This is a genomic window from Paenibacillus sp. FSL P4-0176 (genome assembly GCF_037975265.1).
Taxonomy (GTDB): domain Bacteria; phylum Bacillota; class Bacilli; order Paenibacillales; family Paenibacillaceae; genus Paenibacillus; species Paenibacillus amylolyticus.
In genome coordinates, this window is record NZ_CP150242.1 from 6,573,322 (window position 1) to 6,595,715 (window position 22,394).

Below are 22,394 nucleotides of genomic sequence, written 5' to 3' on the forward strand. Positions count from 1 at the left end.
AGAGTAAGGGACAGGTCCTTCCTAAATTGCATCGATGTATCAAATGAATTAACTCAAGGTTTTAGGGAATACTTTTGTGCTCTTCTTGAGCAATTCTACTGCAATTTTACCCGCTTCTGCACGTGTCAGATTTCCTTTCGGGTTGAATGCAAACTGTTGCTTGCTCTGACCTGCTACTGTGACTGGAGATCCCTCCATAATTTTAGCCTTCGTAACCGCTTGTATCGCTGGTCTTGAATAAGCTTCCATGCTTCCTGAGTCAATAAAGGATTTGGCCAATGCACTAGTTAACTTACTATCATTGCTTGCTAACTTTAACTCAAGAGCTCTTGCGATCATTACAGCTGCTTGCTCACGTGTAAGAGGTTGATCTGGACCAAAGTTTCCGTCCGTAAGTCCTGATACAATACCTGCTCTGGCTGCCGTTTCAATACTTGCATAGTCCCACGTAAATGAACTTGTCCCTGCGCCTACATCTGTAAATGTAGGTTTATTATCCGAAGTAATCGGCAAGTTCAATCCTTTCACGAGAATGGTAGCAAATTCGCCACGGGATGCACGATCATCTGTTCCGAATTGTTCGAAACGAATCGGTTGCATGAAACCTTTGGCATACAGTGCATTCAGAATATTTCTAGCCCATCCATGATTCGTGATGTCGTTGTAACTTCTTCTTAATTTCATGACTTTATAATATCCGAACTGATCAAATGGCACAGTAACTGTGTGTTTCTTGGAATCCACTTCTCCACCAATTCGTTTCCACTCGCGTCCTGGTGTGTAATAGAAGACGGAAATAGTCGTTCCAGCATCATCTACTACATTTGAATCATAGGTCAGTGTCAATGTTCCACGCTGTGAAGGCTTGATTGTACGCTCCGCTGGTACCTTAACATCTCCGTATAGAGCGTCAGGTGTATACGGTCCGATACCATTCGTCGGCGCTTTATACGTTGTTGAATCTCTTGAACCATATTCGCCCAGACCACCGCTGACCCAATAAATATCAGAAATTGGACTGAAGTTCAATGTATCTCCTACAATGGCAGAAAATCTTCTGAAGTATTCTTCTTGTACATCGAAGTTGACTGGGTCACCCTCACCTCTCTCTGCACCTACGCCCATGACAGTACCATAATCATTGCGACGCTCTACAATACCATTATTGGGATCTGCGATACCAAAGAGAAGTTTATTGTCTGGATAAAATTTCTTGATTCCGCGAATATCAGTACTTTCCATAACTGTACCTTTCGGGAAACTCAATTCCAGCTTTTTATTAAAGGCTGAATACTTATTAGCTACTTTCGGAGCCATGTATTGGGAATCTATACCTGGACTTGTTGTGTAGAATACATCAATAGTGTCGGTGGTTGTTACACCATCACGGTTAATGGTTAGTTTAATTTTATTAGATTTGTCCGGCTTCAACCCTACATAATCCAGGACAAAGCGATCTGTCTCTACACCTTGCAGCTTCTGTGCAGGTTCTTTATCAATGATAACCCCTGTTGCACCTTCTGCTTCGATGTCAAAATGAACAAAGTTCTTATTTACAACTACACGATCACCTGAAGTCGGTTTAGGTGATAAAATACGGTATCCAGTTACTTCTTTAACAATTTCAAGTTTCTGACTGGTCTTCGCTCCCGTCCGATTGAAGAGGTCTAGTGTATAGATATACGTTCCTGGTGTATCCATTTTGAGATTACGCAGACGAATAACAAAGTCCTGTTGGCGACCTGCTCTGTCAACTGTAACAGTACCATTATCCAGTGCATACTGAGGATCAATCTTTGCATTGTCCCAAGTTGCCGTGTTTCCATCTGGAATGTCCTGATCGAATATCTTCTGAGTCCCCATGCTCAAACTCATCCGTGTCGCACCTGCTCCGCGAATGACAATATCAAAGTTCTTCAAGCTGGTGGTGATTTTATTATCAGAATACACAAACTCTGGTGACATATTGAAAGCATCTTTGACCCATTGTGCATCCTGGTCTAATGGTTCAATAAATTCTGGTCGACCTTTCGTAATTGCAGGTTGGAAGTTTCGAATGTTCGAAATATTATTATCATTAATATAGATTCGAAGTTCCTTAGATACCTCTTTAAGTTGTCCGTTCTCATCCTTAGTTGTTCCTGTCAGCACAATTCGGTTCTCACCGAAAAATAACAAGCCATCGGGTTCTCCAATAGGAATGATCACGCTATTAATTGTTCCATCTGCCCCCAGGTTCAACTTGCGTGGGAAATCCGTATTTCCGCTACCCTCAGTAGAATATGCTTTTGTACCGTTGGCAAAAATTTCAGCTACAAAATATGGACTGCTAAGCGTATCAAATCCAATGTACTGACCCAGAATTGGAACGCCTGTGGCATTGTCTTTCAAATCATGAGTTTGACCATCAGTAAGATTTTCTACAGAGATAAAGCTCTTTGAAGCGAATGAAATCGTTGCATTCCGACCTGTGCTCGATCCGGAATACTTAAATTGAACAACTTGATTTCCCGTTTTGAACCCTTTAATCTCGTAAATATTTTTTGTAGTATCTGTCGCACTAAGCGGACCTACATGGTTCACGGTAATTGTGCTTGTTCCTCTAGGCAGATAGTCCGCAACCAAAGTTTTTGGATCACTCGGTGCTCTGCTAGTCTCCACTAAAATATAAAAGTTAGATCCACTTACGCTGGCACCATCAAGTGGTATTCCATCTGGAACAGTACCAGACCCATTGTAGTCTCTAAGATACTTCAATCCTGTAATTACAACTGCATCTTGTACATATTCAAAATTCATACTTGTTGTAACTTTTTTATCCCCATAGTCTACCGATAGACTATGATTCTGTAATCGGTCAGGAGCTCCGTTGAATGTGATCGGGTTAATATCAAAGGAAATTAGGACATAAGCCGGTGTGTTTTGTCCCACGCTAGGGATATGTTCCACATTTACATTACTTACACCCGTGTTCCCATTTCCATCGACATCAATGACCGGAACTTCAGTAACATCAGCTCCCGGAAGCAATAACTGTGCTTTCACATTGGCACTAGCAGGAGTGCCTCCATAGGTCGGTCTAGCTGATGAAAGCATACTCTGCGGCAGCCCGTTTGCACCTTCAATTAAATCCAACTGAGTGAATGGTTTTGTTTCATCATAATATAACAAAGAATAATTAAATACTTTCTTATCGACGCCACTCTCAATCGTCATTCTTAGGGTATTCTCACCTGATTTTAGTGTCAGTACCGGAGAGAAGAATGTACCATCCTGCAATAGTGATGTAGGCAGCTCCGAGCCACCATTCAACGATATCGTTACTTTGGATGAGTTCTGCGCAACACCTTGAATTGTAACTTCGCCGGTGTTAACCACAACCTGAGATCCCTCATTCAAGTTGAGGTTATCCGCTCCACCAAGGACTTGCAACTTCTCAATGTATGGGACGGAATCGTATAAAATATAAAAACTCTCAGAGCGTTCACTTGGTCCTTGGGAACCTGTAAACGTAATTTTATTCATCCCTGGGAACAGTGTAATGGTTGATCTAAACCGATTATCCGGTCGATTAGGATCAACAGTTACTACCCCTGGTGCAACACGTGTACTATCAGGAGTCCAAGTGTCACCTTTGAGATTCATCAGCTGAACATTCACTCCGAGTGTTGAACCTGTAACATTGGTGAATGTTCCTGTTAAAACCTGTTCCTTTCCTGTAACAACAAAAGCTGATGTACGAGACAACACATCCGCATTGGCACTGTTTCCGCTCAACTTCAGTCCTACTGTATCTTTCAATTGGACATTCCCAGCATTGTCAGGAGTAAAGTAACTTGTCTGTCCCGCGGCCGATGCAACTGGTGCATAGCCAGCGGGAATCAGAGTTACTACCAGCGCTATCAGCATTAGCCAAACAATTGGCTTTTTCATACGCAGCATTAAATATCATCTCTCCTCTTTTTAAGTCAGTTACCTTTATATATCGGCAAAAGGTACCAATTATTTAGTAAAAATCTCAAAATAAACAAAAAACCTTATCCACTAGGGATAAGGTTGGGTCTGGAATAATATTCAAGAATAGCTGTAACCATTACATTTATCTATTTATGATTTCGAACGGGTCTCCGGATTCAACTTGACGCGCATACGCATCAGGAAGTTAATAACCGGTCTTCTCGTTTTGCTAACAAGCCCGATAACTTCTGCTCCCACTTGGAGGAAGAACATCATGATACAGATGACCACAAACGTTACCCAGTTCGCTTCAAACATGGCAGCGGAAGATTGGATAATCGCCAGAACTCCGAAGAACGCGGCAATTCCGTATATGATCAGTACCGTCTGACGGTGACTGAATCCAAGTTCACGCAAGCAGTGATGAAGGTGACCTTTGTCCGGTGCGAAAATCGGTTTCCGTTGTACCGCACGACGGATAATCGCGAAGAAGGTATCCGAGAGCGGCACACCGATAATGATAAGCGGTGTAATAAAGGACACGATAGCAATTTGTTTGAATCCCAGCATGGACAGCATCGCCAGAGAGAAACCAAGGAATAGTGATCCGGTATCCCCCATGAAGATCTTGGCAGGGTGGAAGTTGAAGAATAGGAATCCGATAATACTACCCAGCAATACAAGACACATCAAGGCAATCATCATGTTACCCATCAGGAAGGACATCACGGCAATGGTACCAATTGCAATACCAGATACACCGGCAGCCAGACCATCCAGACCATCAATCAGATTAATCGCATTGGTTACACCAACGATCCATAAGATCGTCAGAGGAATGGATACCCAAGCTTCGAGTGAAGAATAGGAATCCTGAAAAGGAATGTTAACGAAATCTACCCGGATATTAAATCCAAATACAACGACAGAAGCAGCAACGATCTGACCAAGCAACTTCACTTTGGCCGACAGTTCAAACCGATCATCGAGTGCTCCGATCAGCACGATAATTGTTCCACCAATGAGAAACGCACTGACAAAACTCATATCCCGAGTTGTGAACCATGCCGATACAAAAGGAAGCAATGCAGCAACTGTAATAATAAAGGCCAGGAATATCCCCAGACCACCAAGACGTGGCATGATCCGTGTGTGTACTTTACGTGCATTCGGCGTATCCATTGCGCCAATGCGGACTGCGAACTTTTTGACAAGTGGTGTCAGGGCAAGAGCCAGTCCCATTGACACGATAAATCCAATGATAAAGATCGCTACCATTTGAACATTCGACCCCCAATTATAATACCTGTACGAAATTATAAATCCCCTGATCTCTTTTTATATATAAAAAATTATTGTTAGTCACTTTTGATGAAAAATCTTGTTACACGATAACGGAGAGTGCAAGGAAAACCTAGAGAAGTGTAACGTTCGCATTTATCACCGGATTTCATCCTTTAAAAAAGGATAAAAAGAAATCTGGGGATAACGGCGATCGACAGGTTGCCTTGCAATCGTAGTGCCAAGTGTAACGCTTCTGTTTTCATGGAGTGGCGCACATGTAATCCGGAATGAATTATACGCTCATCACACCCGAAAAGCCATCCTCAATTTCTAGCAAAAACACGCATTTATCTCGCAATTACCTGTTTTTAACGGACTTTCGTCACGTTTTCTTTGTCACGCATCACCTTAACAGCGAATTTCGGAAGCGCAAGCATCCGTCCAGCCCGGCTTGGTTCACGCAATAAGCGATAGAACCACTCCAGTCTTAACTTTTGGAACAGCATAGGCGCACGTTTGGTTTTGCCCGAAATCACATCAAAGCTGCCGCCAACGCCCATGGTTACAGGAACCCGTAGTGCATCTTTGTGCTTGTGAATCCACGGTTCTTGGGTGTCCGCCCCACGTGCTACAAACAACAGATCAGGTGCCGCTTCCCGAATAGAAGCGATGACCTGTTCATCCTCAGCCGGACCAAAATAACCGTCGCGATAACCCACAATTCGAATCGCCGGATATTGCTGTTGTAACCGAACTGCCGTTTCTTGAATCACCTCAGGGGTGGAACCAAGCAGATATACGCCCCATCGATAGTTTTCTCCAACACGCAGCAATTCATGTAAAAGCTCAAAACCCGGCACTCGCTCAGCTACAGGATCTCCACAATAGTTTGCAGCCCATACGACACCTGTTCCATCAGGAACAATCAATTCCGCAGCTTGCATGACTTCCATGATTGCGGGATTTTCCAATGCGGCCATAACCATAATTGGATTGGCTGTAATGACCTGATGTGGTGTCTGCTTGGATAGCACAGCTTCCTGGAGAACCTTTACCGTTTCTTTCATCGTCAGTTTGGAAAAAGGAATGCCGTAGATCGAAACGGTAGGTATTGATCCGGTCTGACTCATCTTTATCTCATCCTTTGCGGCCTAAATAGTTAATAATCTGCTGTGCAGGCACTCTGGCTTCCTGCTTCAGTTGGGTGATGCTTTCTTCATGTTCCTTCAACCACTGTGAACGTTGATCCAGCAGTCCAACAACAGTCTTAGCGAGTTTGTTCCCATCGAGTGTATCCGTATTGCCTGCTGGCTCACTGTCCAGACGAAGCAAGAATTGATCAATTTTCGGATCATACGAGATACCCACCGGAGGCACATATTGCGAAGCTGCGTAGATCAGACTGTGCAGACGCATCCCAATGACGAGATCACAGTTGCTGACTTCCTCCAGCATAAGCTGAGGGTCGGTCAGATCTTCTGTGATGCTAATCTTGCTGCCTTTGCTAGTCACATCACCGAGCATTTCCATAAGGAATCGTGATGCCTGTTCATCCACTGGCAGATGAAATGGCAGAAAACGCAGGTGCACCGCTCTTTTGGAGCACAGCTTTTTTAATCCGGCGGCAATAGCCGTAAGTTCCTTCCGGTCTGACTCCCAAAAACGTACCGATACGCCGATCACAGGAAGCTTGGTATGTCCTCCAGTTGAAGGTTCCACTCGATTAGCTTGAGTAGCAGCATTTGCTGAGACAGCACCTACGCCCCTCTCAACTTTTGTTTCAGGTAATGGCAAACCCATTACGGGGTCGGGTACAACATGGATCTGATTCCACTGTAACCCGAGCCCACGCAGGTAATCTGCAGATTGTTCATCCCGAACGGATACATAGGTGCAGGCCTTAAAGACCGATTTGATCATCGGATTGAAAATTTTACGATTCACTGGGCCAATCCCCTGTGCATAGATAAACGTTGGTTTTTTCAGCCACTGGGCCAGCTTGATTACACTCAGATAATAAGGAATGGATTTCAGTCCAGTTGCATCCTGCAATAGACTTCCTCCGCCACTGATTAACCCGTCGCTCTCCTTGAGTGCTTCACGGACTTCCTTCAATTTCATACGATGCACGGAGCGCACACCGTACATGGCGGTTGTCGACTCGGGATCACCCGAGAGAACAATAGGTTCAATCGTTATGTTCGACCTTTGGCTTTCCTCTTCCAGCGCTGTCAAAATCGACTTTAGCACCGCTTCGTCTCCGCTATTGCGGAATCCGTAATACCCCGAGATGACTAACTTTTGAGAAGTGGTGACCATTTTTTCCAACATCCTTCCGCTACTTGCCACACACCCACAGCAATGATACCGAAGATTAAGCCAAGTCCCAATCCCATCACTCCACGAATGAGTGACAATACAGCCGGCGTATGGATATGAGCGAACGTATCCACCATGGACAACTGTCCAATCGCTGCAATAATGAGCACAAAGATGACTTTACGATATTTTAAAGCGGCGAACACGCCAACGATAAATAGCGGGTGTCCCAGCATAAATTCTTTGAATCTCGGACGTACACCGAACGTATCTTCCAACGTGGTACGAAGGAACATCTCTAATGGTGTTACTGAACCCGAGTTGCCTGTACGGCTCAAGTAATAGTATCCAACAACGGCAGCAACAAGTGCCAAAACAACCATTAACACATTAATTGGCATACGAAGCATTTCTTTAATTTTCTTAATAGAGAACGAACCCGAACCACGATAAAACACAATATAGATCGCTACCAGTGCCATAGGTGCAAAGTGCAACAGACTCACGCCGCGGAACTGGTTAATCACCAGACTGTACGTAATACTGTTAAGCAATGCGATGACAAAAGGTACCGCCAGGAATGACAGAATCGAAGTTCTTACATATAACACCAACGTTTGTTTCAAACGACGACCCGCAGATGCGTCGGGTTGACGCTGTTGCTGATAGTTCACTGTACGAACGGCCAGCACCATCGCTATGGTCGGCGCGGCGATTGCCACAAGCAAGGCAATTCCTTGCTCCAGCAGCGTTGGTTTCAAAAGGAACAATCCTGCACTGCCCACCAAAGCGACCACAAATGCGATCAAAGTCAGTAGTGGGATAAAATAAGAAACCATAAGTGCAATCATGGCAATTGCACCAACAAGAGCAACCAGCTTGGCATAACGCTGAATCGAAGAATCCTTAACTGTAAATGCTTCAGCTTGTCCTAACTCGAATCCATGCTTCGCCATGCGTTCTACCGCATGACCCGGCTCACCTAAGCTATTGATCAGATTCTCAATTGGATCTGTAATCATAGCCTTTGCTGTATTCCGGCTTGGCGATGCATTCATATAGAGCATACGAATGTTACGATCCTTGGTTGCGAGAACAAAACGGTCAGCAATCGTGTCTACGTCCAGATTGGCATCTCCATCACTAAGCGAGTACAGACGCGTAACGTTGTAATCCGTTTTATATGCAAGGGTCTGGAATCCAGACTGCGGTTTCTTCAAGTTCTCAATGGCTGCAAGACCAATATTGTGCTTGTTCAGCAACTGTGCAAATTGGTCGAGACTTTTCATCTCTGCATTATCATTGTACCCTTTCACAGCATCACCATCAAACAAGATGCGCTTTACGCCATTCTCTTCGAAGAAGGTAAGCAAGCGCTCCATCGATTCCTGGCTGTATGGCACACTGTCCGAGATCCGCGGCAAAATGTAGAAACCTTTATCACGCAGCATCTTCACGGCAACCGGATCGGGCTGCAAAGGCTGCATGTTGGCATTCTCCGGAGGAGTCTGCAATATTAAGCCGCTACGACCTTCGTATTCCCATGGTACTACCGGAATCTGCCGATCAGCGAACGTTTGTTCAATAATAGGGGTATACGTCTGTGCGTTTTCCTCTGATGTAAATAACACATACGTGTAATTTGCATTAGAAGGGATCACATCTTTGGTCAGGTTCGCGAGATCCTGGCCGTTATATACCATAAGTCGGCGTGTCTTTCTCAGCTCGTCCAATGTGCTTTCGAACACAGCCATCGTTGTTACGCCTGCGTCTTTTAGACGAGTCAATTGTTCATTCATGAAATCTTGCGGATGTGCCTGATACGCTGAGATATCCAGCAGTCCTCGATAGTTGAAAACAAGTTCCACCTTTTTGGCAGAAGATTCTGTCTGCACCCGATCACTGATTACAGGGATGGACGCGACCAGACCGATGATAACGACGAGCCACAACCACTTCCGAGAAGCGTTATTCCAATAAAGCCATTTTTGACGCACTACATGTACCTCCTCAAGTGTTGGAACCAAATGCACGTTCAGCTCAAGTAATTCGTTCATTTAACATTTATACAATAGGTTACAAACAGCTTGTGTCAACAAGCCCTCTTATATGCTAGAACCATCTACACTTTTATTTCAAAGAAAAACCCCTCCGCCAACCAACCTTACGGTGCGGAGAGGCCTTCTCATGTTCTTGCTCATTGTTGCATTCGTATTATTGTGCGTCTACACGCGACATCACTGTAGTCACCAGACGCTCGATCCAGCTTTCCGCATCTTCCAAATTCTCTCCACGCACGGCGAAGTATACTTTGATCTTCGGTTCTGTTCCTGAAGGGCGCAAGCAGAACCATGAACCGTCTGCCAAAATGAACTTCAGTACGTCCGCCTTCGGAAGACCGTCCAGACCAAGGGAGTAGTCCAGTACATCTTGTACAGCAATTCCCGCTACTTCTTGTGGCGGATTGGAACGCCAGTCCGTCATTTTGGCTTGAATCTGAGCCACGCCGTCTTTGCCTTTCAGCGTACGGGACTCCAGCTTCTCCAAGAAATATCCGAATTGGTTGTACAGCTCTTGCAAGACATCATACAGCGTTTTGCCTTGACTCTTATAATACGCAGCTGCTTCAGCAATCAGCATCGAGGCAAGGACAGCATCCTTGTCACGGGCATAGTTACCGGAAAGGTAGCCATAACTCTCTTCATATCCGAACAAGAATGTATGACTGCCTGTTGCTTCGAACTGGTTCATTTTTTCACCAATATATTTGAAGCCCGTCAGTGTGTTCATCACTTCTGCACCGTAATGTTCAGCAATAACAGCACCCATCTCACTTGTTACGATTGTTTTGACAACCGCACCATTGCTTGGCAGTGTACCGGTCTCTTGCAGGCGACTGAGCAGGTAATGTACCATAATGGCACCAGACTGGTTACCGGACAAGACGAAATATTTGCCATCATTGTCTTTCACGACAGCACCCATACGGTCTGCATCCGGATCTGTTCCGATCAGAATGTCAGCGCCTACGGATTCTCCCAGCTTCATTGCAAGCGTAAACGCTTCGCGTTCTTCCGGGTTAGGGGATTTCACGGTAGAGAACTCAGCATCCGGCTGTTCTTGTTCAGCTACAATGTGCACTTGCTCGAATCCGATCTGCTCCAGCACGCGACGTACAGGGATGTTACCTGTTCCGTGAAGCGGTGTGTAAACGATTTTGAAATCACGGCCTATGCCGGATTGGATCAGTTCACGGCTCAGACTGCGGCTCGCTACGGTATCCACAAACGCTTGGTCTTGGTCTTCACCCAACCAGATCAGGAGTCCTTGAGCTTCTGCTTCTTCTTGCGTCAGCTTTTTCACGTCAGCAAGGGAAGGCACTTCCTGGATGTACTGAATGACTTTTTCCGCTTCATCCGGTACCAATTGACCGCCCTCATGATTGTAGACCTTATATCCGTTATATTCCGGTGGGTTATGGCTCGCTGTTACAACGATCCCTCCAGTTGCCTTCTGATGACGCACTGCGAATGACAGCTCAGGAGTTGAACGCAGGGATGGGAATAGCTTGGCTACAATGCCGTTTCCAGCCAGTACAAGCGCAGCATCCAGAGTGAATTCAGGTGAGAAATGACGGGAATCATGAGCGATGACTACAGAAGGTTTGCCTTCTTGGTCACCATGCTGCTCAAGCAAATAACGCGCAAACCCTTGCGTTGCCCGACCTACAGTGTAACGGTTCATCCGGTTGCTTCCGGCACCAATGACTCCACGCAATCCACCTGTACCAAACTCCAGGTTTCTGTAAAAACGTTCCTCCAGCTCTTTCGGCTGATCCTGCAAGTCACGAAGCTCCTGTTTCGTTGCTTCATCAATCGAAGCATCCTCCAACCATTGCTGCAACGTCTCTGCTGCTGCTGTGCTTAACTGTTCCATTCCGATAAACCCCTTCCGTCTATATAAATTCAGGTTTGCTGAGTTACTTCAGCATCTTGCATCATTCGGCCCGACTACGTTCCTGCATGATGTAAATGCTCACGTATGTAATCAGCTTGGGTCAGACAGTGCAAACATGATCTCGCCTTCAGCGACCACTTTGTCGTTCACTCGGGCAGTTGCTTTACCTTTACCAATAGAACCCTTCAGACGTGTAATCTCCACTTCCAGAATCAACGTATCTCCGGGCACAACTTGTCCACGGAATCGGAAGTTGTCCAGTCCCGCCAAAAAGCCGATTTTTCCTTTGTTGCCTTCCAGATTCAGAATGGCTACTGCACCAACTTGCGCCAGCGCTTCTGTAATCAGTACACCCGGCATTACCGGATACTCTGGGAAATGACCAATGAAGAAAGGTTCGTTAATGGTTACGTTTTTCAAACCAACGGCACGTTTGCCATCCTCAATCTCTAGAATCTTGTCCACCAGCAGAAACGGGGGGCGGTGCGGGATGATTTCTTGAATCTGTTTGATATCGAGCACAGTGTAATCTCCTCTCGGGATGTTTATATGAGCGTTCTTCATCATGGATTTTTCCTGTGCGCATAGGTGACCGTTACGGTTACGGATCGTTCTTTCGATCGCTGTTGTTTCCTAATGTTTCTGAACTATTTTTCAGATGGATAACATTAGGAAACAAAGGCGAGCGCTTCGCTTCTTTCGAACGATTCCGTTCCCTTCACTGACTTTAGTGCGGACATGGAAAACCTGATTATGATCAAGTCGAAGCTCATATAAAAGGTTTTTAATTTTAAATTTTGTATGGAAAGCATATTTTCGGTTAACACTAGTTATATCCTTCATGACTGCAGTAGTGAAGGTTAAGATAAGGGGTCTCTCTTCGCGATGACGAATGTCTTTCGCAGGGGAGGCCTCTTTTGTGACGTCAAACGTCATCCATCATTATACTGTTTTCAACGTCAAAAAGAAAACTCCTGCCTGCGCAGGAGTTTTCGCTTTACTCGTTACATTATGGAGCGAATACCAGATTATATACATGTTCCCATGTACTCCATTGCCATACGGAACCGATATCCTGTTTGCCCAGTACCACATATCCAGCTACCATTCCGCCAGCGAGGGCAAGAACAAGCAGGACCGGAACCAGGAACCATCTTGCGATGCGCCATCCACTCTTCTTCTTCTTCTTGACTTCCTTCTTCTCTGGCTTACTGTTCTGCTGCTGTGTTTCTGTCATCACATTCACCTTTTACGCTCTCATAGTGTTGGCAAGACCCATCATGGAATCACTTGAAGTTAGCGCCCGTGCCGCCAGCTGATATGTCCGCTGTCCTTGCATAAGCAAAGCCATCTCCTGTGTCAGATCCACATTGGATTGCTCCAGATAACCTGGACGGATCATGGCTGTCGCTTGACGTGTAGCTGCATCAGCGCCAAATACATCATCCTCGGTTAATCCCGCATCCAGTCCAAATAGGTTATCCGCATACTGTACGAGCCCCTCAGGGCGTTCAATGTCTACCACTTGCAGTTGTGCTCCAATGGTTGCGTTTGCCGCATTACCGCGTCGGATTAACAGGTTGCCATTTTCATCAAAAGCAACTTTGCTATTATTCGGTGCCGTAATACGATTGCCTTGACGATCCAGGGCAAAGTGGCCTTCGCCATTGACCATCACCATCATATCAGGTGAATTCGGAGTAGGCTTAGGTCTTGTATCAGGTACAAAATGAAATGCACCCTGACGTGTCCACATTTTCTCCCCATTCGCTTCAACTGCAAACATCGCATTTCCTTCAATGGCCAGATCGGTCGGAAGACCAGTCTCGTTCATGGGGCCTTGCGACATATCCTTCGTTACATCTGCCAAACGAGCACCAAAACCGAGGTTATATCCCATCGGTGTGGAACGCCCATCCAGTTTGTACTTGTCCGGTTGTTGTTGAACCCGGGTTAGCACATCCTCGAAGGCCGCTTGCTTGCTCTTATAGCCTGCCGTATTCACGTTGGCAATATTATCGGAAATGACATCCAGACGCTGCTGTATCGCAGTCATGGACACCTTGGCACTAATCATGGAATTATTCATTGGTGGTATACCCTCCCTTGTGTCCTGTCCACCCTCCCAAACCCTCCCTAGTAGGGAGGGCCCCAGATGGCGCTGCCCTCTGGACTCCCGAAACAGGCGGATTAGGTAAGTGGGGTACGATCTTGCTAAGTGACGGTGGTGTGTGTGCGCCGCGACTGCCCGACTATGATTCCCGCCATCGTTTCACATGGCTGAATCATAGTCGGGCACGCTCTTTATGCGGCGTGTAGCTCCGCGTGGTCTCTTCCCTGCTTTGCTCCGCAAAGGACTGTCGAGACCATCGCTTCGCTCAGGTACTGCCACGCATTCCTCGCATAGGCTCGGCTGCGTCTACGCTCTTGCGCTCCGCGGGGTCTCTTCCTTGCTTTGCTTCGCAAAGGGCGTTTGGCTCTCCGCTGCGCGGTTATATTTAAACGTCGGCGTTATACACGCCCGACTTCATTGACGGCTTTATCCAGACTGCGGTCGTAGAATTGTACGATCTTCTGGTTTGCTTCATACGCACGGAATGCGGCGTTCATATCAACCGTTGCCTGTGAGGCATCAACATTGGAACCTTCCAGGTATCCCTGACGGATCTGCACATTATCACCGGCAGCCATCATCCGGGACGTTGCCCCGTTTGCATCGCTGAGACTGAAATTTCCATTACCCTGACGAACCAGTTGATTCGGCTGGTCAATGACACTAATGCCAAGAGTAACCCCTGTTGGTGCACCCGTTGCTGCATCTACCAAACGGCCTTGCTCATCCACTTTAAATTGCTCCACAGAACCTGTCAACACTACAGGTTGTCCATTATTATCCAACACTTGTGAACCTGTTGAACTCAGCAATTGTCCCGTTCCAGTGATCTCGAAGTGACCATCGCGTGTATATCCGGTGTTACCTTCTGCATCCTGAACTGTAAAATACGCCTGAGGCTGGTAAGTCACCGTGCCGTCGGCCCGTACAAATTTGCCTGATGCGTCAAACGGGACAGGTTGTCCAGTCTGCGGATCATTGACCGTCATATTGGATGAAATGGAAAAATCATTTTTCTGCCCAGTCTCCATAATGGTCCCCTGCAAATTCATGGACAAACTCTCTTCCGCGAACACCCCCGTGTTCAGCTTGCCCAGCCGCTTTGTTGGAAGATTTGCATCTCCGCCTACCAAAGTAATGAGCATTTCCGGGAAGGAACGGCTTACGCTGTTCACCTGTTTGTATCCCGTGGTGTTCATATTTACGATATTCTGTGTTGCTGTGTCATGGCGGCGTTGTTGCGTAATCATTCCCGCAGTAGCGGTGTACAGACCTCTTAACATGAATTAACCCCTCTCCTCAAGCGCTTGACCTGCATCACAGGTTGGCTGCTTGTCCGTTCTGCTTTCCGAGCATGGCGAACCTTTGCTATTTATATCGGCAGATTAGAACTTTTTCTTAACCACCTGATCCAAATTATTAAGCATTATGCCTGTCCCCTTCACGACACAGTGCATCGGATCTTCCGCAACCCATACCGGTACATGCAATTCATTGGACAAAAGCTCGTCCAGTCCGTTCAGCAACGCACCTCCGCCAGTCAATACAACACCACGGTCGATAATGTCCGCTGACAATTCAGGCGGTGTACGTTCCAATACCGATTTGGCTGCCACGATGATGGATTGCACGGAATCCCAAAGTGCTTCCTGTACTTCATTTCCCGATATCGTTACGGTAACAGGAAGGCCGGATACCATATCGCGTCCGCGAATGTCCATCTCCGTTTGATGTCCACCCGGATGTACGGTACCAATCGCAATTTTGATATCTTCAGCGGTCCGTTCACCGATCATGAGCTTGTACTTGGCTTTGATAAACTTGATAATGGCTTCGTCGAACTTGTCCCCTGCGACTTTAATAGAAGAGGCGGTGACCACGTCGCCCATAGAAAGGACTGCAACGTCAGTCGTACCGCCGCCGATATCCACGACCATATTGCCGCTCGGCTGAAAAATATCCATTCCCGCACCGATCGCTGCCGCTTTCGGCTCTTCTTCCAGAAACACTTCTTTGGCACCGCTGCGTTCTGCCGCCTCACGGATGGCCTTCTGCTCCACGGAAGTAATGTTCGTTGGTGCACAAATCAAAATCCGAGGGTGGCTGTACCAGCTTCTTGCACCCACACGATTAATGAAATGTCTGAGCATCGCTTCTGTAATCTCGAAGTCCGCAATAACGCCGTCACGCAGCGGTCTAATGGCAACAATGTTACCTGGAGTACGCCCCACCATACGACGCGCTTCTTCCCCAACAGCAAGGACACGCTTCGTATCTCTTTCAATGGTCACGACGGAAGGTTCATCGAGGACAACCCCACTTCCTTTCACGTGAATAAGCACGTTGGCCGTGCCAAGATCAATACCGATATCCTTGCTAAACATAAAAGAGCCCCCAAAGTGATATTATTTGGTCAGCGTATCCTGTGAAAAAGAGTCCCTTATCACGTCACCGCTCGTTCGACAAAGTGCAACATATATATGTAAAAATCGGGCTGATAAGATGTCATAATTCGATCCTGTACCAGCATTTAACATATCATACTTCAGGGGAGGGATTCAATGCATGTGTGAGCTTTTTGGCCTACGTCTTTGTGAAGATGCTTACGATTTGGCGGAAGCCAACACCTCACGTTTCTTGCCACTCGTTTTTTTGTATTTAATTTTGGTCGCTTCACCGCCCCGCAAATGGCGGATGGACTTGTGATACTCCAAAATGTGTTTCACCTGGTCAGCAAGATCAGGGTTGATTTCCGGCAGACGCTCCGTCAGATCCTTATGCACAGTACTCTTTGACACGCCGAATTCTTTGGCTATGGTACGGACCGTATTCCTCGTCTCAACAATGCAGCGACCAATTTTGATGGTCCGTTCCTTGATGTAATCGTGCACGCTCCCGCCTCCCTACTGTGTGGATAGTTTGGTACATTATATGAGGAGCATGCCTATATATTCGCGGTTTAGAGGTGTGACAAGCTTCGAAGGTCCCATTATTTTCTAAAAAGCACAAAAAGAGCAGAGGTTTAACCCCCTGCCCGTCATGTTGCTGCGGTAAAATTCATTTATTTTTCCGGAAGATATCCTTGCGGGTTAACCGGCTGTCCGTCTTCGTACACTTCAAAGTGTAGGTGGTTGCCAAGCGTTTTACCCAATTCATTGACGCCAGCGGATGCAATCGCATCTCCCTGTTTCACTTCGTCGTCCTGTTTCACTTTGACGTCTGCCAAGCTTTGGTATACCGTTTTCAGGTTATCGCTGTGTGTGATTTCCACAACTTGACCTGTGAGCGGATTTTGCTCAACCCGGGTAACTTTACCGGCAAGCGCTGCTTTTACTTCAAACGTTTTGTTATCCCCACGTGCCAGATCCACACCTGTGTTCGGGATGAATGTATCATTGTACTGCACCATTGCCGCTTCATGTTCCTCGGTTGAAGCTTCGCTATCATAGAAAGGTTTTACTACCGAAATTTCAGACGGTACCGCTACCGGCCATACAAAATTCTCCGACTTTGCAACAACTTCCACACTTTCTTCTTCTCCGCCTACTGCTGTTCCTTCTGTACCCGCCGATGCGCCTGTTTCTACTACCCCGCTAGCAGGGTCCGAGTTCAGCGTTTTGTCGCCTGTGCCCTGATAGACCCACACTAAGGTTAGTATAATGCCTGCTGCTGCGATGTAGGCTGCCGGGAAGACCCAGCGTTTGGACATTGCTCTTTTCCATGAAGAGGGCTGGCTAGCCGGTACTCCTTGAGTTGTTTTAGGAGTTTCTTCTTGGTTTGTTTTTTTGTTTTGTTCATTCATGTTAATCACCTCAGTAACAAGTGTTACCGGGTGCAACTCTTTTATACACGCGCGACTCTAATTATTTTCACGGAGGTTTCAGAGAGTGCTATATATGGAGTGTGTGTGCAGCTAGTTGGTGCGCCGCTTCGGGGCCAGAAAACCTTTCGACCGCTGGTTACTACCAGATTTCTTCTATCACCTTCTTAAGAGTGAAATCCGGTAGTAAAGACGGACACTTTGTTTCTACAGGTCTTTTCTGTCCCCTGTGCTCCCCATACGCTAGCACTCTCCTCATATATAGCCGAATCTCGAAAGCTCCGGAATGGGTGGTTGGTAGACTGGTCTGGATTGGCTGTAGAGGCCAATCCTTCTATGAAGTGCATTTATCGGTGAGAGCGAAATGATATAGGATGTGACTGGATAATGCAGATTTAAACCGCCCAGGTTCTTTGAAAGTGAGATGTGAGATTAGAGATAGACAAGGCACGCCAATACTGACTGTTCCATCTAACATCTAGATTTGAAAGAAGCTAAATCATGAATGGTTACAGTATAGTTAGAAGTTGCTTGGTAGACAGGGAACATAAATCAATTTTTTAACCTTAGGGCTTGGAAACTTGATTTCAACGTTCTGGTTCTGGTTCTGGTTCGGCTTGCTTATTGCGAATGAGCATGTAGTGAACGGCAGTAACCTAAATTTTGCTAATGATTAGGATATTAAAATAATTCTAACGAACTCAGGCGGCCTTAATGGCGGGGAAATCGTGGCTTAGAAATTCTAACGAACCGTAGACACGCTAATCACTCTTTTGGGCGCTATTATCGAATCAGTTCGGTGGTATGTCGTGATATAACGCGTCTGAGATTCGTTAAAATTTCCATTCGTTGTAATATCGCCTGATAAGGCCTCCCAGGTTCGTTAGCGTGCAACTGCTCTCATTCACATACATTTGTATACATTCGCACATACTCCTACTCATTCGAATTATTTCGCTTTATCCATCCGTGTTCATCTCTCCTACTTCGATGCAAGCATCTTGGATGCCTGTCCGAATGAAATGCCGGTATAGTAGTGTTTGAGAATTTGGGTGGCCGTGTGTCCCTCCTGCGCCATGCCGTTTGCTCCCCATTGGCTCATGCCAACCCCATGACCGTAACCGTACGTTGTAATCTGGATTTCGTCACCTGTGGTCTTCCAACTGAACTGGCTGGATCTTAATCCAAGCAGTTTACGAACTTCGGGTCCGCTGAATGTTTCACCTGCGATCTGCATTTCCTTAATCCGATGCCCTTTGGTTGTAGACAATACTTCCATCCACGATCCACCCTTCTGGGCGGTAACCGGAATGGCATCCAGGTTTAACTTCTGTAGAATATCATTACGCTTCATGGTGACGGTCTGCTTGAATCCTGGTGCCAGGTTTTTGTCCCACGGACTGTCTACACTTTGCAGATACGGCACGGCGTTCCCCCATACATCCTCAGCATTCTCGGTATACCCATTACTTGTGGAAAAAAAGGATGCGGTGATTGCCTTGCCCTGATATGTCATCACCGTATCTCGACTTTCGCGCACAGCCTGTTGTAGCTTCTCCCATTCCTTCGCCTTCCCTAGACGCGTCCAATCCGCTTTCACCTGGTCTGGCGGAATAAACACCTGATGGCTGACCGTATCCGTTACATCCGCCGCACCTGATGGAACACCGCTTGTATCACTCGCAGCTAACCTACGCACGATAAATGTACGAGCAGCTATTGCCTGCGCCTTTAACGCCTCCAGTCTGAATTCCGCTGGCATCTCAGCTGCCACAACCCCGGTAACATAGTCTTCCAATGGCAGATTCATCGTTGTGCCCGTTGCAGACAGGTATACGCGCACTTTAGGTTCAGGGTACGTAACAGGAACGGCTGGCGCAGGAGCTGGGGTTCTTGTACTGCTTGAATATGTTGGAGCAGGGATCGGCTTAGGTGATTCACTTGTCCGCGGCCATACCAGAATTACCGGAATCAGCAGCGCCATCGCCAATAAGGAAGATACAGCGGCAGCAGGTTGCCATCGCGTCGTATTACGTCCCCATCGGGGTTTTCGTCCAAATGTCCGCATTCGGCGACGCTTCACTCGGCGGAACTGGTCCAGCTCAATAACAGGTATATGAATATGCTCGGTTGTCTTTCGGTTCAGTTCATCTGCCGACACCCGTCCTGGATTGGATAATCTTGCAGGCTGTGATGGAACAGTCCTCAGGTTCAATGGGGCAGGCTTGTCTTTTTCCACTCCAGAAACGGTATTTCCCTCCGGCTCTTGCATACCTGGACGAGGGACAAGGGGTACCTTTACCTGTACACGAGCTTCTTTCATTCGAATATAACCCTCCGTTATCTATGGCCGGTCATGTGCCGGTCGTGTTGTTCAAATCCATAGTTTAGGTTATGAGCTGGCTTGATCTGATAGAACCTGATTTGAGAGAAACGAGGCCCTTTTCGTTATGTTCAATTTCTTGTTTTCTTTTGCTATGTACATCTTAGAAACGTTGATCTGTCGCTGTATACCGGTGTTTAGCTGGATCCGACACCCATATAAAGTATGCTCTTTCATTTGGTTCAGAATCGATACAGAATACGATGTTATGCTATACAAGTTAGGACCAGCTATTAATAGAATCAGGTATCAAATATCTCGTTGTCTTCTTAAAAGTAAACACAAAAAAAGCCAAGCCAGATGGCTTAGCTTTATCATTTTTTACAATATACGTTCCATCGCATTCATAATCCACACAACCGTGTGACTCATAATAGAGGGCCATATTTTTTCTATTCAATCCAGTGTTAAGCCAAAGTTGGTTGTACCTTAAACATCGGTACTTCTTTCTCCACTTTTTCACTAGGTGCTTTGGTTGCTTCCAGCTTAGGCTCATCAACCGAGATCCGATAGATGTCAGCGCCAAGTCCGTTAAGCTTCTCAGCGAGATGTACATAGCCACGGTCGATGTGATGAACACCGCCCACTTCCGTTGTACCTTCAGCAACAAGACCTGCAATAATGAGTGCGGCACCCGCACGCAGATCGGTAGCCGTTACTTTGGCACCCTTCAGTTTGGCATTACCTGTGACGATGGACGAACGTCCTTCAACTTTGATCTCCGCATTCATCAATTGGAATTCATCCACATGCATGAATCGGTTTTCAAAAACAGTCTCTGTCACGACACTTGTTCCTTCAGATGCAAGCAAAAGTGCCATCATCTGGGATTGCATATCGGTCGGGAATCCTGGGTATGGTAATGTTTTCACATCCACAGCCTTAAGAGGGCGATCTGCGATTACACGCACGCCATTCTCATCCGGTTGGATTGTAACACCCATCTCTTCAAGCTTCGCGATAACGGAGCCTAAATGATCAGAGATTGCACCTTCAATGTACACGTCACCGCCCGAAATTGCAGCAGCAGCCATATACGTACCAGCTTCTACCCGATCCGGAATAACGGTGTGTGTAACACCTGTCAGTTTCTCCACACCTTCAATGCGGATCACTCCAGTACCAGCACCACGTACGATGGCACCCATCCCATTCAGGAAGTTGGCAAGATCCACAATCTCAGGTTCTTTTGCCGCGTTCTCCAGAACAGTTACACCTTCGGCCAATGTTGCAGCCATCATAATATTTTGAGTGGCACCTACGGAAGCCACATCCAGATAAATTTTCGCGCCACGCAACCGACCTTGGCTACGAGCTTCGATATAACCTTGGCCCAAGCTGATCTCTGCGCCCATGGCTTCAAAACCTTTCAAATGCTGATCAATAGGCCGTGTACCGATGGCACATCCACCAGGAAGTGAGATTCTTGTATGACCCATTCGAGTCAACAAAGGCCCCATGACCAGGAAAGACGCCCGCATTTTACTTACCCATTCATACGGGGCTTCACAGGAAGTAAGTTTCTCCGCATTTACGGTAATCACTTCGTCCCGGTATGTAACTCCCGCTCCCAGCGATTCCAACACCTTGTTAATCGTCATCACATCGTCTAGAGGAGGCGCGTCAATAATAACGCTTTGTCCTTCTTCCCCTAAGAGAGAGGCAGCGATGATCGGAAGAACAGAATTTTTAGCGCCGCTAACTTTGACACTTCCGGTCAACCTTTTGCCACCGCGGACGATAAATTTGCTCATCATGGTTCCCTCCGCGCTTTTATTCCCTTTTCTTCATTCCGGAATACGTAAGCCCCACTATGCTAGAAAGGACTGTTGCTGTGTGTGGAATTTCGACATATTCTGGCATATTGCCACAGATGTCTGTTCAGAAAAGAATTGGTTTTTATAATCCATATCAATGATACCATGTGCCGTGCATCTTGCTATTCAGCATGTAAAAATCAGTGTCTTACAAGCCAGCAGAGCATCAGAACAGACAGAGTGGGATGGTTATTAGCCGGCATGAACCGGATATCCCGTTTATAACTACAAAATAAGTGAACAATTGTGAATTCCCTAACTTCCATCATAACATTGTTGAATTGTACGATACAAGCATTTTTACATAAAACATCTCAAATTCATCCAATTTTACGTCACATTTTTTTCTTAATTTCTTTACCGACAACTCATACTCTAATTGTTAACACAATTAATCGATGTTATTCGACAATGAGCAGCTTGAAGAACCTAACAGATGATTAACCAACCATCTCAACATTAAAACAAATTACGCAACATTTGAGTCCAGGACAAGTAGTCAATGACAAAGCCAGCAACGGCATGCCCCAAAATGATGGCGAGCAACAAATGCAACAGTCTTCCCTGAGCACCTCGTGGCTGCCTGATGATTAAATCCAGTTTGAGATTTGTCAAAGCCCACCAAGACAACGCAATACATAACAGGGAGACGATGATTGAGACCAAGCCATTGGTGCTTAATGCTTGGTTCACCTGATTCGTCAGATCAGTATCCATATATTCTTTACCTCCACATTTGTTGCA

16 protein-coding genes are annotated in these 22,394 nt (G+C 46.3%); all 16 read right to left on the reverse strand.

Annotation, left to right across the window (positions count from 1 at the left end; all coding sequences use genetic code 11):
- Positions 1-48: 48 nt before the first annotated feature.
- The 16 genes from MKY95_RS30140 to MKY95_RS30215 all read right to left on the reverse strand — a co-directional run bounded on the left by MKY95_RS30140 (position 49) and on the right by MKY95_RS30215 (position 22,367).
- Positions 49-3,942 carry an S-layer homology domain-containing protein gene (locus MKY95_RS30140; RefSeq protein WP_339195810.1) on the reverse strand — a complete coding sequence of 1,298 codons (3,894 nt, stop codon included), beginning with the start codon at positions 3,940-3,942 and terminating at the stop codon, positions 49-51.
- A gap of 165 nt (positions 3,943-4,107) precedes the next feature.
- Positions 4,108-5,235: an MraY family glycosyltransferase gene (locus tag MKY95_RS30145; RefSeq protein WP_036612523.1), complete on the reverse strand. Its 1,128-nt coding sequence runs from the start codon at positions 5,233-5,235 to the stop codon at positions 4,108-4,110.
- A 374-nt stretch (positions 5,236-5,609) separates the two neighbouring features.
- The gene (locus MKY95_RS30150; protein ID WP_339195813.1) at positions 5,610-6,371 is read right to left on the reverse strand and encodes a WecB/TagA/CpsF family glycosyltransferase; all 762 of its coding nucleotides are present in this window, start codon (positions 6,369-6,371) and stop codon (positions 5,610-5,612) included.
- Positions 6,372-6,378: 7 nt separating this feature from the next.
- The gene (csaB, locus tag MKY95_RS30155; RefSeq protein ID WP_339195816.1) at positions 6,379-7,560 is read right to left on the reverse strand and encodes a polysaccharide pyruvyl transferase CsaB; all 1,182 of its coding nucleotides are present in this window, start codon (positions 7,558-7,560) and stop codon (positions 6,379-6,381) included.
- On the reverse strand, positions 7,536-9,557 hold the full coding sequence (locus MKY95_RS30160; RefSeq protein ID WP_253503683.1) for a DUF5693 family protein: 2,022 nt from the start codon (positions 9,555-9,557) through the stop codon (positions 7,536-7,538). Before MKY95_RS30160 ends, csaB begins: the two co-directional genes overlap by 25 nt.
- Positions 9,558-9,774: 217 nt before the next feature.
- Positions 9,775-11,496, reverse strand: a complete 1,722-nt coding sequence (locus MKY95_RS30165; protein ID WP_047840692.1) for a phospho-sugar mutase — start codon at positions 11,494-11,496, stop codon at positions 9,775-9,777.
- Between the two features lie 111 nt (positions 11,497-11,607).
- Entirely contained in the window at positions 11,608-12,039 is a 432-nt protein-coding gene (fabZ, locus tag MKY95_RS30170; RefSeq protein WP_036613058.1) for a 3-hydroxyacyl-ACP dehydratase FabZ, read from the reverse strand.
- A gap of 487 nt (positions 12,040-12,526) precedes the next feature.
- On the reverse strand, positions 12,527-12,754 hold the full coding sequence (locus MKY95_RS30175) for a DNA-directed RNA polymerase subunit beta (RefSeq protein ID WP_100528405.1): 228 nt from the start codon (positions 12,752-12,754) through the stop codon (positions 12,527-12,529).
- A 12-nt stretch (positions 12,755-12,766) separates the two neighbouring features.
- Positions 12,767-13,606, reverse strand: coding sequence for a flagellar hook-basal body protein (locus tag MKY95_RS30180; protein ID WP_339195821.1), 840 nt, complete (start codon positions 13,604-13,606; stop codon positions 12,767-12,769).
- 422 nt (positions 13,607-14,028) lie between these two features.
- Positions 14,029-14,913: a flagellar hook-basal body protein gene (locus tag MKY95_RS30185; protein WP_105600129.1), complete on the reverse strand. Its 885-nt coding sequence runs from the start codon at positions 14,911-14,913 to the stop codon at positions 14,029-14,031.
- 102 nt (positions 14,914-15,015) lie between these two features.
- Entirely contained in the window at positions 15,016-16,014 is a 999-nt protein-coding gene (locus MKY95_RS30190) for a rod shape-determining protein (RefSeq protein WP_036612542.1), read from the reverse strand.
- Between the two features lie 219 nt (positions 16,015-16,233).
- Positions 16,234-16,521 carry a sporulation transcriptional regulator SpoIIID gene (gene spoIIID, locus MKY95_RS30195; RefSeq protein ID WP_024632710.1) on the reverse strand — a complete coding sequence of 96 codons (288 nt, stop codon included), beginning with the start codon at positions 16,519-16,521 and terminating at the stop codon, positions 16,234-16,236.
- Positions 16,522-16,691: 170 nt separating this feature from the next.
- Positions 16,692-17,432, reverse strand: coding sequence for a M23 family metallopeptidase (locus tag MKY95_RS30200; protein ID WP_036667765.1), 741 nt, complete (start codon positions 17,430-17,432; stop codon positions 16,692-16,694).
- Between the two features lie 1,000 nt (positions 17,433-18,432).
- On the reverse strand, positions 18,433-19,773 hold the full coding sequence (gene spoIID / locus MKY95_RS30205; protein WP_339195825.1) for a stage II sporulation protein D: 1,341 nt from the start codon (positions 19,771-19,773) through the stop codon (positions 18,433-18,435).
- A 467-nt stretch (positions 19,774-20,240) separates the two neighbouring features.
- On the reverse strand, positions 20,241-21,587 hold the full coding sequence (gene murA, locus MKY95_RS30210; RefSeq protein WP_017691942.1) for a UDP-N-acetylglucosamine 1-carboxyvinyltransferase: 1,347 nt from the start codon (positions 21,585-21,587) through the stop codon (positions 20,241-20,243).
- 522 nt (positions 21,588-22,109) lie between these two features.
- Positions 22,110-22,367 carry a DUF1146 family protein gene (locus tag MKY95_RS30215; protein WP_017691941.1) on the reverse strand — a complete coding sequence of 86 codons (258 nt, stop codon included), beginning with the start codon at positions 22,365-22,367 and terminating at the stop codon, positions 22,110-22,112.
- Positions 22,368-22,394: the final 27 nt, after the last annotated feature.

What these genes read in the sequence shown, in the direction of transcription:
- MKY95_RS30140 (WP_339195810.1), bottom strand. Translation starts at nt 3,942, where the DNA reads ATGCTGCGTATGAAAAAGCCAATTGTTTGGCTAATGCTGATAGCGCTG.
- MKY95_RS30145 (WP_036612523.1), bottom strand. Translation starts at nt 5,235, where the DNA reads ATGGTAGCGATCTTTATCATTGGATTTATCGTGTCAATGGGACTGGCT.
- MKY95_RS30150 (WP_339195813.1), bottom strand. Translation starts at nt 6,371, where the DNA reads ATGAGTCAGACCGGATCAATACCTACCGTTTCGATCTACGGCATTCCT.
- csaB (WP_339195816.1), bottom strand. Translation starts at nt 7,560, where the DNA reads ATGGTCACCACTTCTCAAAAGTTAGTCATCTCGGGGTATTACGGATTC.
- MKY95_RS30165 (WP_047840692.1), bottom strand. Translation starts at nt 11,496, where the DNA reads ATGGAACAGTTAAGCACAGCAGCAGCAGAGACGTTGCAGCAATGGTTG.
- MKY95_RS30175 (WP_100528405.1), bottom strand. Translation starts at nt 12,754, where the DNA reads ATGACAGAAACACAGCAGCAGAACAGTAAGCCAGAGAAGAAGGAAGTC.
- MKY95_RS30180 (WP_339195821.1), bottom strand. Translation starts at nt 13,606, where the DNA reads ATGAATAATTCCATGATTAGTGCCAAGGTGTCCATGACTGCGATACAG.
- MKY95_RS30185 (WP_105600129.1), bottom strand. Translation starts at nt 14,913, where the DNA reads ATGTTAAGAGGTCTGTACACCGCTACTGCGGGAATGATTACGCAACAA.
- MKY95_RS30190 (WP_036612542.1), bottom strand. Translation starts at nt 16,014, where the DNA reads ATGTTTAGCAAGGATATCGGTATTGATCTTGGCACGGCCAACGTGCTT.
- MKY95_RS30200 (WP_036667765.1), bottom strand. Translation starts at nt 17,432, where the DNA reads ATGAATGAACAAAACAAAAAAACAAACCAAGAAGAAACTCCTAAAACA.
- spoIID (WP_339195825.1), bottom strand. Translation starts at nt 19,773, where the DNA reads ATGAAAGAAGCTCGTGTACAGGTAAAGGTACCCCTTGTCCCTCGTCCA.
- murA (WP_017691942.1), bottom strand. Translation starts at nt 21,587, where the DNA reads ATGAGCAAATTTATCGTCCGCGGTGGCAAAAGGTTGACCGGAAGTGTC.
- MKY95_RS30215 (WP_017691941.1), bottom strand. Translation starts at nt 22,367, where the DNA reads ATGGATACTGATCTGACGAATCAGGTGAACCAAGCATTAAGCACCAAT.